Here is a 15882-nt window from a genome sequence, read left to right as displayed (position 1 = left end):
ACGCCCTGTGCTGCAATCCGTGTCGAACACCTACGGACCGGGATGCTCGTCAGTCCCGGGGCGGCCCCATGGGCGCGAGGGCCGGACGGCGGGGGGTGTCGCGCAGGGACGCGGCACCGGACGCCGGGCGTACGGGATCACGGAATCCACGTACCCGCAGGAGCCGCATCATGAGCAAGTCCACCGGCAAGCACGTCCTGGCCCAGAACCAGTACGGCAAGGCCGAGAACCGCATCGTCACGATCAGCCGCAAGGGCAACGAGGGCGCCTGGCACGAGATCCGCGACCTGAACGTCTCCGTCGCCCTGCGCGGCGAGTTCCGCGAGGTGCACCTCACCGGTGACAACGGCAACTGCCTGCCGACCGACACCACCAAGAACACGGTCTACGCCTTCGCCAAGGAGCACGGCGTCACGTCTCCCGAGGCCTTCGCGATCCTGCTCGCCAAGCACTTCGTGCACTCGCAGCCGGTGATCCACGAGGCGCAGATCCGCGTCGAGGAGTTCGCCTGGGACCGGATCCCCGTACCCACCCGCCCCGAGCAGCACTCCTTCGTCCGCAAGGGCCAGGAGGTGCGCACCGCCCAGGTCACCTACAGCAAGTCGACCGGACAGCTCCAGGTCATCTCGGGCCTGCGTGAGCTGACCGTGATGAACTCGACCAACTCCGAGTTCCACGGCTACATCAAGGACAGGTACACGACCCTCAAGGAGGCGTACGACCGCATCCTGGCCACGAAGGTCACCGCCCGCTGGGCCCACTCGGTGATCGCCGCCGGGAACGCGGACTTCGACTGGGACCAGTCGTACAAGAAGGTCAAGCGCCACATGCTGGAGGCCTTCGCCGAGACCTACAGCTACTCGCTGCAGCAGACCCTCAACGCCATGGCCGAGCGCGTCCTCGACCACTGCGCGTCCGTCAACGAGGTCCGGCTCAACCTGCCGAACAAGCACCACTTCCTCGTCGACCTGGAGCCCTTCGGCCTCAAGAACGACAACGAGGTCTACTACGCCGCCGACCGGATGTACGGCCTGATCGAGGGCACCATCCACCGCGACGGCGTCCAGCCGGTCATCGCCACCAGCGACTGGATCACCGCCTGACCCGCCTGACCGGCGGTGACACCGCCTGCGGTGGCCCGGGGCCGGACGCGCCCCGGGCCGCCGCCCGGCGCGCCGCGCCGTAGGATCGTCCGACACGGCCGGCGGGGGCGACGCCGGCAGCGGCAGCGGGGGCGGGAAGGTGGTCAAGGACTCCGTCGGCAACGTGCTCGCCGACGGCGACACGGTCACCGTCGTCGGGACGTCGAAGGTCAAGGGCAGCCCGACCGGCATCAAGGCCGGCACCAAGGTGCGGAACATCAGGCTGGTGGACGGCGTCGACGGCCACGACATCGACTGCCGCGTCGACGGCTTCGGGCCCATGCGGCTGAAGTCCGGCGTGGTGAGGAAGGCCTGACGTAAAGCCTGGTGCAAGGCCTGGATCGAAGCCTTGCGCGGGCCGGTCATCTCCCCTTATAAGGATCGATGCCGGCATCGGTCGGGATGGCCGGAACGGCATCCAGGCCACCGACCAGGGGGACCCTCCACTTCTCGCCGGAAGCACCGTGCGCGCACGCGTACCGACGGAGAACGTGAGGCCCATGACCGACGACAACGCCTTCCGCGATGCCCTGACCCGCCTGGCGGTCGACCCCGAGTTCGCCGCGCGGCTGCACGACGGCGAGGCCGACGAGGCGGCCCGAAGACTCGGCCTCACGCCCGAGCAGGTGGCCGAACTGCGCCGGCTCCGCGTGGACACCGCCACGGCCGACGGACCGGCCGCCCTCGACGCCCGCCTGTCGAAGTCGTCCCTGTTCTTCGGCACCGGGGCGAGCGCCCTCGCCCACCACGACGTGCCGCTCGACACGCCGCCGCACGACGTGGCGGCGCTCGACGCGGGGGCGCCCGACGTGGCGGCGCCCCACCTGGCCGCGCACGAGGTGGGGGTGCCCGACGTGGCCGCGCACGACGCCGTGCCCGCGGCCGGCCTGGGCGACGCGCTCGCCGAGACGTCCTTCGACGACGGGGGCTCGCTCCTGGGCGAGCTCGGCGAGGAGGGCTCTCTGCTGGGCGACCTCGGCGGTGCTCACGGGAGCCTCGACGGTCCGGGCGAGCTCGGCGGCTTCGGCGACTTCGGCTCGTTCGGCGACGGCGGCGCCGACTTCGGGGAGCACGGCCCCGGCGGGTTCGGCGAGGGCGGCGACGGCCTGGGCGGCCTCGGCGGAGGCTTCGGGGGCGACTCCGGAGGCGATTTCGGTGACGGATTCGGGGGCGGATTCGGCGAGGGTGCGGGCGACGGCTTCGGCGGAGGGTTCGCCGGAGGTTTCGGCGAGGGTCCCGGCGGCGGATTCGGCGGTGACGGATTCGGCGGAGGCGGCGAGGGCGGCTTCGGCGGCGGGCTCGGCGGCCACGGTGCCGGCCCGGGTGGGCACGGGGGCGGCTTCGACGGCGGTCCTGGCGACGGCTTCGGCGGTTCGGGCGGAGGCGGCGGCGACTTCGGGCACGGCGGCATCTACGAGCGTGGCGAAGGCGAAGGCGGCGGGGACTCCGGCGGCAGCGGGGGCGGCGGCGAGAGCGGAGGGGGCGGGGACTCCGGCGGCGGGAACAGCGAGAACGGGCGCCGACCCGGCGGAGGCGGCTCCGGCGGAGGCGAAGGCGGCGGCGGAGGTGGCGGCGAAGGCGGCGGGGACTCCGGCGGCGGCAGCAGCGAGAACGGGCGCCGACCCGGGGGAGGCGGATCCGGCGGAGGCGAAGGCGGCGGCGAAGGCGGAGGCGGCGGCGGGGAGGGCGGCGACACCGGCGGCGGCAGCAGCGAAAACGGGCGCCGACCCGGGGGAGGCGGCTCCGGCGGAGGCGAAGGCGGCGGAGGCGGCGGCGGCGAAGGCGGAGGCGGGGAAGGCGGCGACACCGGCGGCGGAAGCAGCGAAAACGGGCGCCGACCCGGCGGAGGCGGCTCCGGCGGAGGCGAAGGCGGCGGCGACGGAGGCGGCGACGGTCAGGGCGGTCGTGGGGGCGGCCGTGAGGGCACGCCCTCGCCCGACTCCGACGGCAGGGGCGGCGGCCTGTTCCGTCCGGGCCTCGACCGGCTCGGCGGCGGCAACCTCCACTCGGCCGGGCCCGGCCACGCCGGACCCGGTGGTCTGTCCGGCGGTTCGTTCGTCACCGGTTCCTGAGGCGCCGGGCCGAACGGAATGCTCTGCCATGCCTGTCGCGTGCACGTGCGCCGCGACTTCCCGTACTGCCTGCGCTGCGGCACCCTCCGCCGTGGCGCGGCCCCGACGGCGTTCGCCGCGCCCCAGCTGCGCGCCGTCGACGCCCCCGGTCTCCTCGTACCGCTGACCGGCCCGATCACGACGCTCGGCCGCGGGGCCGAGAACGACGTCGTCCTGTCGGACGCCAGCGTGTCGCGCCGCCATGCCCGCGTGGTCCGCGACGGTACGGGCTTCCACGTCGAGGACCTGGACTCGTTCAACGGCACGACGGTCGGCGGCGAGACCCTGCACGGGCGGTCGGCCCGGCTCGACGACGGCGCCGAACTGTGCGTCGGCGACGTCCGGTTGGTGTTCGAGCAGCCGCGGGACGCGCGGATCGGGTCGCGGACGATGGTGGTCGGCACCCGGTTCACCGCGCTGCCGCCGGCCGGCGTGCCCGAGCAGGAGGCGCCCGAGGCGCACGGTCCGCTGACCGCGCGCCCGCGCCGCCGGAGCGGGTGGGCGCTCAAGCGGCTGCCCGCGGACGGCCGCGAGACGTCCAAACCGTGCTGGGTCCTGAACAACACGCGGACCGGCGTGTACCTGCGGCTCGACGAGCGCGAGGTGTTCCTGTGGCACGCCCTCGACGGCGAGAACACCGTGCGGGACCTGCTCTTCGCGTACGCCGACCGCTTCGGCGAGCTGGCGCTGCCGCGGATCGAGGCAGCGCTCGGGGCGTTCGAGGGCGCCGGCCTGCTGCGCGGCATGCCGGGGCGGAAGGACGACCCCGATCGGAGGGGTCTGCGGCGGCTGTGGCAGGCGGTGTACCGGGCCCTGCTCAAGCTGGAGGTGTCCGTCCCGGGTCTGGACGGCGCGGTCACCCGCCTCTACGGGGGCGGCGGCTGGCGGTTCTTCACGCGTACGGGAGTGGTGCTGGTCTGGCTGTCCCTGGTCGGCGGCCTGGCGGTGTTCCTCGGGGTGGCGCAGGGGCGGCAGCACCTGCTCGACTTCGGCGGAGCCGGTGCCTGGGGTCCGGTGGCGCTGGGCGCCGGGTACGTCACGGCGCTGGTCCTGCACGAACTCGCGCATGCCCTGGCGGTGAAGTCGTACGGCCGCACGGTCCGGCGCGGCGGCTTCCTGATCATGATGGGGATGCCGTTCGCCTTCGTGGACACGAGCGACATGTGGTTCGGCACCCGCTGGTCCCGGGTGGTGGTGGCGCTGTCCGGGCCGGTGTCGACGGCGGCCCTGGCGGGCTGGTGCGCCGTGGGCGCGGCCTACCTGCCGGCCGGGCCGGTCCCGGCGGTCCTGTTCCACCTGGCCTTCGGGCTCTATCTGAACACGCTCTACAACTTCAACCCGCTGATGCCGCTGGACGGATACCAGGCGCTCACCGACGCGCTGCGCGTGCCGCGGCTGCGGGAGGAGGCGAGCGCGTACTTCCGCGCGGGGCTCTGGCGTGACCTGCGGGCGGGCCGCCGGCCGGGACCGCGGCAGGCGGGCATGGCCGCCTACGGCCTGGCGGTGGTCGTGGGGACCTACGGCTTCCTGCTGCTCGCCCTGCTGGCCTGGCGGTCCCGGCTGGGGACGTGGCTGGACGGGCGGGTGGCCGAGCCGTGGGACACGGTGATCGTGGCGGTGGTCGTCGCGCTGGTGGCGTTCCCCGTGTGGGCGGCACCCGCGCGGTGGCTGATACGGGTGGTGAAGCGGCGCCGTGCGGCCGCCGGGCGTCCCGCGCGCCCCGCGGTGGACGGCGCGGCCCTGGAAGGGACGGCATGACAGACGTACGCGGCGAGGCGGCGGACAGCGGCTGGACGGTGCCCGGCTACGCGGCCGTGCGGACCCTGGGCCAGGGCGCCGGGGGCCGGGTCGTGCTGGCCCGGCACGAGGCGACGGGCGTGCCCGTGGCCGTCAAGTACCTGAGCCGACGGCTGCACGGCGACCGGGAGTTCCTGGCCCGCTTCCGCGCCGAGGCGCGGCTGCTCGGCGACCTGCGGCACCCGTGCGTGGTGCGGTTCTACGAGTACGTGGAGGCCCGGCGGGGCGCGGCCATCGTCATGGAGGCGATCGACGGGGTCACCCTGCGCGCCCTGCTGCGCGAGCACGGGGCGACCGGCCCGGAGGCGGCCCTGGTCCTGCTCAAGGGCTCCCTGCTCGGCCTGGGCGCGGCGCACGCGGCCGGGGTGGTGCACCGCGACTACAAGCCGGAGAACGTGCTGGTCCGCGCCGACGGTTCGAGCACGCTCGCCGACTTCGGCATCGCCGTCCGCGCGGGCCGCGAGACGGAGACCGGCGGCACTCCCGCGTACATGGCGCCCGAGCAGTGGGACGGCGAGCCGGCGGGCCCGGCGAGCGACGTGTACGCGGCGGCGGCGGTCTTCTACGAATGTCTCACCGGCCGGCGTCCGTTCCGCGAGGACGACCTGATCGCGCTGCGGCTGCAGCACCTGCGCGCGCCGGTCGAGCTCGACGACGTCCCCGACTCCGTACGGGAGTTGCTGCGCAGGGGCATGGCCAAGGATCCGGCGGACCGGCCGGGCGTCGAGGCCTTCCTCGCCGGGGTCGAACGGGCCGCCACCGACGGCTACGGCGCGGGCTGGGAGGAGCGCGGCCGCCGCAGGCTCGCCGAACTCGCCGCGCTGCTCGCCCTGTTGTTCCCCTTCGCGACGACGGGCGCGGTGTACGAGGTGACGCCGGCGCTGACCGTACTGGGCCGCCTTCGGCGCGGTCTCGGCAAGACGCTCGTCGGGGCGGCGGTCCTCGGCGTGCTCGCGACCGGCGCGGTGACGGTGGCGAGGGCAGGTACGGACGACACGACGACGACGGTGGCGAGCTCGGCCCCGTCGGGCGCGGCGCCCTCCGGCTCCCCGTCCTCGCCGACCGCGCCTCCCTCGCCGTCCACGTCCGCCACCGGGACGCCGACCACCGACCCGTCGACGGACCCGACGCCGAGCGGAACGACGACGCCCACGGCCTCGGACGGCACGCCCACCGGCACCCCGCCCCCGGGCGGCGGCCCCGGCGCCACCCCCTCGGCCGGCACGCCGACCGGGACCACGGCACCGCCGACCCCGGGCACGATCACCCTCGTCATCGACTCCTGGCGCCGCGGGCCGCGCCCGAGCACGCTGGTCGCCGACGTGACCGTCCGGACGACCGGCACCGGTCCGCTGACCCTGACGGCCGAGTTCTACGTCAACACGCCGGACCAGTCGTACGGTGCGCAGTCGCGCCGCCTCTCCGGCGCCACGGAGTACTCCGTGACCTTCGAGGCCGACTTCTCCGACCACCCCTGCCGGGGCACCTGGAACGTCGCGGTCAGCAGCGACCCGCAGTCCGCGAGCGGCCCCCGGACGTCTTCCTTCGACGCGCCGCCGTGCTGAGCGCCGCCCACCGCCCCGAGGAGAACGGAACACCATGACGACACCCCCGCCACCGGCCACGGTCGCCGGGCGTGCCCTCGCGGACTGGTCACGGCACGGGCGGTTCGGCACCTGGCACGCGCTGACCTCCGCCGCCGGCGAACCACCGCTCGGCGTGCTGCGCGTCGACCGCTCCCTGCTGAGCAGGCAGGGAGCGCGCGAGCGGCTCGCCGCCGCGGTGGTCGCCGTGACGAAGCTGCGCCTGCCGGGCGTGCCGGCCACGGTCGACCTGGTACGGGAGGCCGGGGACGTCTGGCTGATCGTGGCGCGCCCGCCGGTGCGCACGGTCGCGGACCTCCTGTCCACCGGCGCGCCCGGACTGGACGAGGGCAGCGCGGCGAGCGTCCTCAACGAGACCGCGCAGACCCTCCTCGCCCTGCACGCGGCGGGCCTCGCCCACGGCGCGCTCGGCCCCGACCGCGTCGTCCTCGCCCCGGACGGCACCGCCCTGCTCACCGAGACGGCCCTGGCCACGGCCCTCGCCGAGGGCACCTCGACCGCGGCGGCCCAGGAGGACGACATCGCCGCCTGGGCGGCGCTCGCGCGCACCCTCGGTACCGCCTGGGCGACCCCGGACACCCCGGCGGCGGACCTCTTCACGCGCTGCTCCGGCACGGCCGAGTCCACCGGCCTGGCCGCCGCCCGCACGACCCTCACCTCGGGCCGCACGGTACTCCCCCGGGACTTCCTGCGCCGGACCGCCCTGCGCACGGCGGCGGCCACGGCGCTGACGGAACTGACCACGCGGCAAGGGGAGGTGGCCACGGCTCCGGCGCATCCCGCGCAGGCGCCGGCGCCGGCGGAGGAGGTCGCGGACACGCGGGGCACGGAGGCGGCCGCACCGGGCGACCAGGCCACGGTCCTGGGAAAGCGGAACCGCGGCACGGCGGTGCCGGCGCCACGGTCCCGTGATTCCGTCGCCCCCGCCGATTCCCTTGCCCCCGCCGATGCCGCCGATCGCACCGGCAGCACTGCTTCCACCGGCTCCGGCGCTTACACGGCTTCCGCCGGCTCCGCCGATTCCGACGCCCGCGCCGAGGCCCGAACCGAGTCCGAGTCCGAGTCGGGCGAGATAGTCCTGCGCTTCGGCCCCGGAGTCCCCCGCGACGAGGAGGAGCGGCTGCGGGCCCTGTGGGCGGCACCCGCTCCGGTTCCCGTCCCCTCCGCCCCCGAGCGGGGGCGCCGCCGACGGCGGCGGGCCGGCCTGCTCGGCGCGACCGCGGTCCTGGCGGCGACGGGTGTCGCCCTGTGGCTGCTCCTGCGCCCGGCACCCGGGCCGGTGGTGACGGCTGCGGAAGTCCGGGCGCCCGCAGGCCGTTTGACCTGTGACCAGACGGCCGACCTGACCGGCATCGTGACCACCGACGGTCACGCGGGCCCCGTCACGTACCGATGGCTGCGCAGCGACGGCCAGGAGTCCGGCGTCCTGACCCGGACGGCCCGCCGCGGCGAGCACGAGGTGGCGGTCCACCTGCGGTGGACGGTCCGCGGGCCCGGCGCGTTCCGCGGCACCGCCCGCCTCCAGGTCCTGCGCCCGACCGGTGCCCCCCTGGAGGCGGCGGCCGGCTTCACGTACGCCTGCCCCTGACCGGCGCTCGCCCGCCGTCAGGCCGCGAGTCCCGCGCCGAGCAGGAGTCGCGGGGCGACGCGGCCGGACAACACACCTAGGTCCTGTCGTCGAACTCCCGCCTGCCCCGCGACGCCATGCACGCGCTCTCGCCGCACCGGGCACAAGCCCGAGTACGTCCGGTACGAGGCCTCGCGCCCGGCACACCGAGAGCGCGCACCTGACGCCGCGAGGCCGCCCTCCGGGCAACAACGGGAGTATGACGACAGGACCTAAGGCCGCGGAACACGGCTCAGTTCGCACCTCCCGTTCGCGCAGGACCGGCGCAGCCGCCCGGCCGAGACGGTCTCCATGAGGCCGATCGCCCAGCACATCGGGCAGCCACGCAGCGCGACCAGGCCCACCGGGGCGAGCAGCAGGCTCGCCGGCCCGGCGACCGGCAGCAGGGCCAGCGAGCCGACGAGCGCGCCGAAACCGAGGGCACCACGGGCCAGATGACGCGGGACGGAGGCGCTGGCGAAGCGGCCGGGCTCCGGCGCCTCGTGAGCGCCGTCGGCGTCGTGGGTGGCGGCGGCGTCGTGGGTGGCGTCGGCGTCGTGGGTGGCGTCGGCGGCGTGCGTGGCGGCGTGTGAGGGCGTGGCGACGCGCGGCGCCATGGTGACGCCCAGCGCCGTGGCGGCGCCCGGCGTCGTGGCGGCGCGGGGTTTCGTGGCGGCGCCACGCGTCGTGGTGGTCGGGTCAGGCGTCATCGTCGGCTCCTCTCGTCATGGCCGGTTCTTCGTGCAGCGCCTCGCGCACCGCCGAACGGGCCCGGTGCAGGCGTGACTTCATCGCGGCGGTGCTGAGCCCGAGCCGCTCGGCCACGGTGCGGCCGGGCAGGCCCTGGATGTCCCGCATGACGAGCACCTGCCGCTGGTCTGCGGGCAGGGCGGAGACGGCGGCCGCCACGCGTTCGGCCTCCAGGCGCAGCAGGACGTCCTCCTCGGCGGACCGCGCGGTGCCGCCGAACGCCCCGGCCGCCCCGGCCGGACCGGACGTGACGGGCTCGGCCGTCACGTCGGCCGGGCCGCGGTGGAAGACGGAACGGGCGCGGCGCAGACACTCGTTGCGGACGATGCGGAACATCCAGGAGGCCAGTGCTCCGGAGGCACGCAGCATGCCGATCTTGCGGTAGAGGATGATCAGCGCTTCCTGGGCCGCGTCCTCGGCGTCCTGGGGTGTGGCGCACAGCGTGTGCGCGAACCGGTGCACGTGCGGGTACGAGCCGTACACCAGCGCCGTGAGCGCCTCGACGTCGCCGCGCTGGGCCTCGGCGACCAGGGCCGCGCCGGGCCAGGTGTGTTCAGCCACGCTGACGCCTCCGGCGGCGCAGCAGCGTGACCGTGCACGCGCACAACAGCAGCGCGGCGGCCGCGACGGCGATGACGACGGTGGTCATGGGTCCTCCTGGTGGGTCCTGGACGGGACGGTGCGGACGGGGGTCGTCCGCGCACCCATAAGAGACGCACCGGGTACGAAAGGATTCACCCTGTCGGCCGGTCCGGCAGACGGAAGCCGTTGAACAGGTCGTCCATGCCGCGCACGGCCAGGCGGGTGGGGGTGGCACGGACCACGAGGTCGCGGGCCGCGACGGCGAGCGGGTGGCGGAGGGCTCCCAGGCGGCCGACCCGGCGGGCGCGCACGCGCACGGCGTCGGTGCGGTCGCGGCGGGCGGCGGTGTAGGCGGCGAGGGCCGCCGGGACGCCGTCCGCGCCGTCGCCCCCGTCGCCCCCGTCGCCTCCGTCACCCCCGTCGCCCCGGTCACCGCTGTCCCCGGCAGGCAGGAGGTGGGCGAGGATCACCGCGTCCTCGATGGCCTGGCAGCCGCCCTGGCCGAGGTTGGGGGCCATGGCGTGAGCGGCGTCGCCGAGCCAGGCGATCCGGCCGTGGTGCAGACACGGGAGGGGGGCGGCCAGTTCGTGGAGGTCGTGCTGGAGGACATCGGCGGGGGCGAGGCGCTCGACGCGGTCCAGCAGGGCCGGAATCGGGTCGTGCCACGAGCCGAAGCGCCGGCGGAGTTCGGCACGGGGGTCGGCCGACCGCGTACCGGCCGGCACGACCGCGGTGGCGTACAGGTAGAACCGCCCGTCGGAGAGCGGGGTCACGCCGAACCGTTCGCCCTGCCCCCAGGTCTCGCTCATGGCCTGGATCCCCAGCTCGGGGGCGTCCACGAGGGCCCGCCAGGCGGTCTCGCCGATGTAGCGCGGGCCGGGGTGGTCGGGGAAGTACGCGCGGCGCAGCGGGCTGTGGATCCCGTCGGCGGCCACGACCAGATCGGCGGGAAGGTCGGGACCGGCCTCCGTCCGCACGACCGGGCGGCCGCGGGCGGCGTCGACGGCCGTCACGGTCGTGCCGTGGCGGAGGGCCTCCGTCGGCAGGGCGGCGGACAGCGCGCCCGTGAGGGCCGGGCGCGGGACGGCGATCGGGGGCATCCCGTAGCGCGCCGCCAGGTCGGCGGTGCCGGTCCGGGTGAGCCACTGGCCGGCGGAGCGGCGTACCCCCATGGCGGCGGGTACGGCGCTGCCGGTGGCCCGAGTGACGTCGACGCCGATCGCGTGGAGCGCGCGCAGCGCGTTGGGGGCGAGGCCGATACCGGCACCGGTGACGGGGGGTTCGGGGGCGCTCTCGCAGACGGTGACGTGCCACCCCCGGCGGTGCAGTGCCACCGCGGCCGTCAGACCGCCGATCCCGGCTCCGACCACGACCGCACGACGTCTCGTCATGACGCCTCTCCCCCTTCGCTTCGGCACTCGTTGCCGCTGTGACGGTAGTCGCCGCCCACGACGCGTGGGCCCGGGCGGGGGCCACACCCTCACTGAGATTCTTCCTTCGGAGTCTTGAAGCCTGTTGGGCGGGACCGCCCCGGCGAATCGGTCCTGCGGAGATCCGGCGCCGCCACGCGAGTGACTCGGCCGCGCTCCTCCCGAACCGGCGCGGCCCCGTCCGATAGACCACCGGTGCACCGCCGCACACCGACCCCCCGAGGGAGCAGACCCATGACCACCGACCTGCTGCGCCGCAAGTTCCAGCACCGCTTCGACCTGCTCGACACCGATCGGGACGGCTACATCGCCGAGGAGGACTTCGCCGCCCTCGCCGAACAGCTCGTCGCCGCTGTCGGCGAACCCGCCGACGGGCCCAAGGTCCGCGCGCTCCGGGCCTCCAAGGCCCACTACTGGACGTCCCTCAGCCGGCTCGTCCCCACCGACGAGAGCGGCCGCATCTCCCGGGAGGCCTTCGTCGCCGGGCTGGCCCAGTCGCCCGACCCGAAGCAGGTCTCCGCCATGGTCCGTCCCTCCGTGGAGGCCGACCTCGCCCTCGCCGACACCGACGACGACGGGGTCGTCGACGTGTCCGAGTTCACCCGGCTCTACCGCTCCCTGGGCGTACCGGAGTCGGAGGCGGCGGAGATCTTCCGGATCCTCGACCGGGACGACGACGGCGAGCTCGACCTCGACGAATGGCTCACGGCCGCGATGGAGTTCTTCACGTCCACCGACCCCGAGGCGCCCGGGAACAGGATCCTCGGCCACGTCTGAGTCGGCCGAGGGTCGCCTCCCCGACCGGCGCCGGCTGTGTCACGATGGCCGGGTGCCCCGTGAACAGTGGAGACCTCTGACGGTCGGCGCCGAGGAGGAGTACCTCCTGGTCGACCCCGTGACGCGGGAATTACGGGCCGAGGCGCCGAAGGTCGTGGCCGAGGCCGCCGTCGAACTCGGGGACCGGGTGACCACCGAGATCACCGGCTACCAGGTCGAGGTGCGCACCGAACCGCACTCCGATCTCGGCCTGTTCGCCGAGCAGGTCCGAGCGATGCGGGCGAGCGTGGTACGCGCCGCCGCACGCCACGGCCTGGGCGTGATCTCCAGCGGCACACCGGTCCTGCCGCAGCCGCTGTCACCCCCGATCACCGAAGGGGCGCGGTACGCGCGGAGCGTGGCCACGTTCGGCGCCCTGGACGACGAACAGAGCATCTGCGCCTGCCATCTCCACGTCGGCGTCCCCGACCTCGGGACCGCCCTCCGGGTCGGCAATCATCTGCGGCCCCGGCTGCCCGCCCTGATCGCGCTGACCGCCAATTCACCGTTCTGGCAGGGGCGGGACACCGGCTACGCGAGCTGGCGCACCCTGGCCTGGGCCCGCTGGCCGGCCGCGGGCCCGCCTCCGTACGTCGAGTCGCCGGCCCACTTCGAGAGCCTCGTCGCCGATCTCACCGCGACCGGAGCCGTCATGGACCGCGGCGGACTGTACTGGGACATCCGGCCTTCCCACCACGCTCCCACCCTGGAGGTCCGGGTGGCCGACGCGGCGGCGACCGCGCGGGACACCGTGCTGCTGGCCGCGATCGTCAGAGCCCTGGTCGACACCGCCCTGACCGACATCGAGGCGGGAAGGCCCGCCTTCCGGCCCTCCGTGGAGATCCTGCGCGCCGCCTGCTGGCGCGCCGCCCGCGACGGCCTGACCGGCGCGGCCGTCGATCTGAGCGGTCGTCTCGTCCCGGCGACCTCCCTCGTGGACGAGCTGCTGGACGATCTCGGACCGTCCCTGCTGCGGCACGGCGACCTGGAGACGGTGACGGCGGGCTGGGCCGTGCTCCGCGCCGGGGGCGGCGGTGCCGAGCGCCAGCGGGACGCCCACCGCGACCGCGGTGGCCTCCCCGGCGTCGTCGACCACCTGATCGAGGCCATGACCGCCACGGACGGCGCTCTCTGACGGACGGCCGCCGTCTGGAGGCGGGAGCGAAGGCCGGGGCTGCGGGCCGGACGCGGGAGCGAAGGCCGGGGCTGCGGGCGGACGCGGGAGCGAAGGCCGGGCCCCCGGCCTGAGGCGGTCTTCCCGGTGGTGCGGCCGTGCTGTTCACTGGCGGCGTCAGGCTGTCCCTTCGAGCACGGGAGGCGGTCATGCCCGAGGAGCACCCGGCGGCGGAGACGGACGTGCTGGTGGTCGGCGGTGGTCCGGCCGGCGCGACGGCCGCCGCGCTGCTGGCCCGTGAGGGTTTCGGTGTCACCGTGCTGGAGAAGGCCCGCTTCCCGCGGTACCACATCGGGGAGTCCCTGCTGCCTTCCCTGCTGCCCCTGCTGGACCTGACGGGCGCGCGAGAGGCGGTCGAGGCGTGCGGGTTCGTCCGGAAGACGGGTGCCTACTACGACTGGGGCGGCCAGCGGTGGGATCTGCGCTTCGCGGGGCTCGGCCCCGACGCCGCGTACAGCTTCCAGGTCGTACGTGCCGAGTTCGACCGGGCGCTGCTGGCGCACGCGCGGGAGCAGGGCGCCCGGGTCCACGAGGGGACCGCGGTCCGGTCGGTGGAGATGCGCGGGGGGCGGGCGGGCGCCGCCGCGTGGACGACGTCGTCCGGCGACGCGGGCACGACGTCCTTCCGTCACGTGGTCGACGCCTCGGGGCGGGCGGGTCTGTTGACGGCCCGGCAGTTACGGACGCGCCGGTTCCACGACACGTTCCGCAATGTCGCCACCTGGGGCTACTGGCGGGGAGCGGCGCCGGTCGAGGGTGCCCCGGACGGCGCGATCTGTCTGTTCTCCCTGCCCGACCACGGCTGGTGGTGGGCCATCCCCCTGCACGACGGCACCCTCAGCGTGGGACTGGTCACCGACAAGCGGTCCTTCAACCGGGCCCGGCAGGCGCTCGGCGGGACGAGCGCCCTCTACGCGGACCGGCTGGCCCGGACTCCGGCGCTCGCCCGCGTCCTGAGCGGGGCGCGGCGGGTCACCGAACTCCGGGTGGAATCCGACTACTCCTACGCGGCCGACCGCTTCTGCGGCCCCGGCTGGTTCGCCGCCGGCGACGCCGCCTGCTTCCTCGACCCGCTGCTGTCCACCGGCGTCCACCTCGCCATGCACAGCGGCATGCTCGCCGCCGCCTCCCTCTGCTCGGTCCTGCGCGAGGACGTCACCGAGACCGAGGCCGGCGCCTTCTACGAGGCCGCCTACCGACACGCCTACGAGCGCCTGCTCGTCCTGGTCGCCGCCTTCTACGACATCCACGAGGGCCGCGACGCGCACTTCCGCCGCGCCCAGCGGCTGAGCCGTCGCGACCAGCGGCCGCTGCGGCTGCACGAGTCCTTCCTGAACATCGTCACCGGCGTCGAAGACCTCCACGACACCCACGGCGACACCGTGCCCCGCTTGTTCGGCGCGCTGCGCGAACCCCTGCCCGGCCACCGGCGGGTGGGCCTCGGAGGGCACGGGGCGAGCCAGATGACCCCCTGGCCCACCGGTCCCGACCAGGCGGTCGCCGGCCTGCGGCTGGCCCTGGAGCCCCGGTTCGGACTGCGCCGCGCGGACGGCTGACCGGTCGGGGGGCTCGTCGGCGGCCGCCGGACGATTGTGACGTGCGCCTTGCGATCGCATGACAGCGACCTGCGCATCCTTCCCGCGGAGTGGATCACGTCCCCAGAATGACGTGACACCGTGCCTGATTCCCTCCGATTCAGAGGGGTCAGGCCCGGCGTCGCGCCACAAGCACAGCGTCGCCCGGATCGGCCGCCGCGTCTCCCTCCCTCAGAAAGCCACGTCGAGCATGTCCAGAACCGGCACACCCCCGCCGGCCCCCCGTACGGCCTCCACCGCCGCACCTCGTACCGCGAGCGTCCCACCGGCGCACGGGAAGGCGGGGTCGTGCTCCGCCACCTGATGCGCAAGACGGCCGGCTGGCTGGCCATGATCGTGGTCGCCACCAACGTCACGTACGTCCTCGCCGCCTGGTTCCTCGACCCGAGGGCCAACTACAAGGAGACGCGCCCGGTCCGCTCCGAGGCGGAGATCGACCAGGCCCTGGCGCCCTACAACCTGGACCCCCGGGTGCCGCTGGTGGACCGGTGGTGGCACTGGATCAACGACGTGGTGCTGCACTTCGACTGGGGCAGGTCGCCGGTCGGATCCTCGGTGAACGCCGAGATCGGGTTCCGCGTGCTGGTGAGCGGACATCTGGTCACCGCCGCCACGCTGCTCTCGGTGCTCGTCGGCGTCGGTCTGAGCGTGTCCACGGCGTCCCGCCAGTACGGCTGGTGGGACCGGATCACGCAGCTGGTGTCCGTGTTCCTCTTCAACGTCCCGGCCGCCGTCGCCGCGTTGGCCGTGGTCCTCCTCGGGATCTGGCTCAACCAGGGCCTCGGGCTGCGTTTCCTGTACGTCGCCGGGGAGAAGTCCCCGACCGTCGAGGGCGGCCTGCTGCCGACGCTCGTGGACCGGCTGCAGCACCTCGCCCTGCCGACGCTGAGCCTGACCCTGCTGGGGTACGTGGGTTATCACCTGACCCAGCGCACGCTGCTGCTCGACGCCATCGGCTCGGACTTCGTGCGCACCGCGCGCGCCACCGGGCTGACGCGCGCCCAGGCGATCCGCCGTCACGCGCTGCGCGCCTCGCTGATCCCGACCGCCACCTCCGTGGCGTTCGGCATCCCCGCCGTCTTCACGGGCGCGGTCATCACCGAGACCGTCTTCGGCTGGAACGGCATGGGCCAGTACTTCATCCAGACCATCGGCAAGAACGACGTGCACGGCGCCGTCGCGGTGGCTGCCTTCGGCGCGGCCATGACCGCGATCGGCGCGATCCTCGCCGACATCGCCGTCGTCCTCCTCGACCCTCGGGTGCGGGTGAGCTGA

Annotated in this window: 12 protein-coding genes and 1 pseudogene; 10 read left to right on the top strand and 3 right to left on the bottom strand. The window is 74.8% G+C overall.

Going from position 1 to position 15882, the window contains the following annotated elements; translation table 11 throughout:
• Positions 1-170: 170 nt before the first annotated feature.
• The 6 genes and pseudogenes from pucL (at position 171) to ACIGXE_RS15490 (ending at position 8242) form a co-directional block, all read left to right on the top strand.
• A complete protein-coding gene (gene pucL / locus ACIGXE_RS15515) occupies positions 171-1103 on the top strand; it encodes a factor-independent urate hydroxylase (RefSeq protein ID WP_399747431.1) in 933 nt (310 codons plus the stop codon).
• 127 nt (positions 1104-1230) lie between these two features.
• Positions 1231-1458 (top strand): annotated as a pseudogene (locus tag ACIGXE_RS15510) (alkylphosphonate utilization protein); the annotation flags it as partial.
• 184 nt (positions 1459-1642) lie between these two features.
• Positions 1643-3214 carry a hypothetical protein gene (locus tag ACIGXE_RS15505; protein ID WP_399747429.1) on the top strand — a complete coding sequence of 524 codons (1572 nt, stop codon included), beginning with the start codon at positions 1643-1645 and terminating at the stop codon, positions 3212-3214.
• Between the two features lie 39 nt (positions 3215-3253).
• Positions 3254-5011 carry an FHA domain-containing protein gene (locus ACIGXE_RS15500; protein WP_399747427.1) on the top strand — a complete coding sequence of 586 codons (1758 nt, stop codon included), beginning with the start codon at positions 3254-3256 and terminating at the stop codon, positions 5009-5011.
• Positions 5008-6615 carry a serine/threonine-protein kinase gene (locus ACIGXE_RS15495; RefSeq protein WP_399747425.1) on the top strand — a complete coding sequence of 536 codons (1608 nt, stop codon included), beginning with the start codon at positions 5008-5010 and terminating at the stop codon, positions 6613-6615. Before ACIGXE_RS15500 ends, ACIGXE_RS15495 begins: the two co-directional genes overlap by 4 nt.
• A 34-nt stretch (positions 6616-6649) precedes the next feature.
• Positions 6650-8242, top strand: coding sequence for a hypothetical protein (locus tag ACIGXE_RS15490; protein ID WP_399747423.1), 1593 nt, complete (start codon positions 6650-6652; stop codon positions 8240-8242).
• A gap of 251 nt (positions 8243-8493) precedes the next feature.
• Here ACIGXE_RS15490 and ACIGXE_RS15485 read toward each other — a convergent pair whose 3' ends face one another.
• From ACIGXE_RS15485 to ACIGXE_RS15475, 3 genes are all read right to left on the bottom strand, one after another.
• Entirely contained in the window at positions 8494-8970 is a 477-nt protein-coding gene (locus tag ACIGXE_RS15485) for a hypothetical protein (RefSeq protein WP_399747421.1), read from the bottom strand.
• The gene (locus ACIGXE_RS15480) at positions 8960-9571 is read right to left on the bottom strand and encodes an RNA polymerase sigma factor (protein WP_399747419.1); all 612 of its coding nucleotides are present in this window, start codon (positions 9569-9571) and stop codon (positions 8960-8962) included. The genes ACIGXE_RS15485 and ACIGXE_RS15480 overlap by 11 nt, the downstream gene beginning before the upstream one ends.
• 173 nt (positions 9572-9744) lie before the next feature.
• Entirely contained in the window at positions 9745-10983 is a 1239-nt protein-coding gene (locus ACIGXE_RS15475; RefSeq protein WP_399747417.1) for an FAD-dependent monooxygenase, read from the bottom strand.
• 273 nt (positions 10984-11256) lie between these two features.
• Here ACIGXE_RS15475 and ACIGXE_RS15470 point away from each other — a divergent pair, with 273 nt between their 5' ends.
• The 4 genes from ACIGXE_RS15470 (at position 11257) to ACIGXE_RS15455 (ending at position 15882) form a co-directional block, all read left to right on the top strand.
• On the top strand, positions 11257-11799 hold the full coding sequence (locus ACIGXE_RS15470) for an EF-hand domain-containing protein (RefSeq protein WP_399747415.1): 543 nt from the start codon (positions 11257-11259) through the stop codon (positions 11797-11799).
• Positions 11800-11851: 52 nt separating this feature from the next.
• Positions 11852-12973, top strand: a complete 1122-nt coding sequence (locus tag ACIGXE_RS15465; protein WP_399747413.1) for a glutamate--cysteine ligase — start codon at positions 11852-11854, stop codon at positions 12971-12973.
• A 188-nt stretch (positions 12974-13161) separates the two neighbouring features.
• Positions 13162-14568, top strand: coding sequence for an NAD(P)/FAD-dependent oxidoreductase (locus tag ACIGXE_RS15460; RefSeq protein ID WP_399747411.1), 1407 nt, complete (start codon positions 13162-13164; stop codon positions 14566-14568).
• Between the two features lie 327 nt (positions 14569-14895).
• Positions 14896-15882: an ABC transporter permease gene (locus ACIGXE_RS15455; RefSeq protein ID WP_399747409.1), complete on the top strand. Its 987-nt coding sequence runs from the start codon at positions 14896-14898 to the stop codon at positions 15880-15882.

Origin of the sequence: Streptomyces sp. NPDC053431 (assembly GCF_044544925.1) — a bacterium.
Lineage (GTDB): Bacteria > Actinomycetota > Actinomycetes > Streptomycetales > Streptomycetaceae > Streptomyces.
This window is presented reverse-complemented; position numbering and strand designations above follow the sequence as displayed.

What these genes read in the sequence shown, in the direction of transcription:
- pucL (WP_399747431.1), top strand. Translation starts at nt 171, where the DNA reads ATGAGCAAGTCCACCGGCAAGCACGTCCTGGCCCAGAACCAGTACGGC.
- ACIGXE_RS15505 (WP_399747429.1), top strand. Translation starts at nt 1,643, where the DNA reads ATGACCGACGACAACGCCTTCCGCGATGCCCTGACCCGCCTGGCGGTC.
- ACIGXE_RS15495 (WP_399747425.1), top strand. Translation starts at nt 5,008, where the DNA reads ATGACAGACGTACGCGGCGAGGCGGCGGACAGCGGCTGGACGGTGCCC.
- ACIGXE_RS15490 (WP_399747423.1), top strand. Translation starts at nt 6,650, where the DNA reads ATGACGACACCCCCGCCACCGGCCACGGTCGCCGGGCGTGCCCTCGCG.
- ACIGXE_RS15485 (WP_399747421.1), bottom strand. Translation starts at nt 8,970, where the DNA reads ATGACGCCTGACCCGACCACCACGACGCGTGGCGCCGCCACGAAACCC.
- ACIGXE_RS15475 (WP_399747417.1), bottom strand. Translation starts at nt 10,983, where the DNA reads ATGACGAGACGTCGTGCGGTCGTGGTCGGAGCCGGGATCGGCGGTCTG.
- ACIGXE_RS15470 (WP_399747415.1), top strand. Translation starts at nt 11,257, where the DNA reads ATGACCACCGACCTGCTGCGCCGCAAGTTCCAGCACCGCTTCGACCTG.
- ACIGXE_RS15460 (WP_399747411.1), top strand. Translation starts at nt 13,162, where the DNA reads ATGCCCGAGGAGCACCCGGCGGCGGAGACGGACGTGCTGGTGGTCGGC.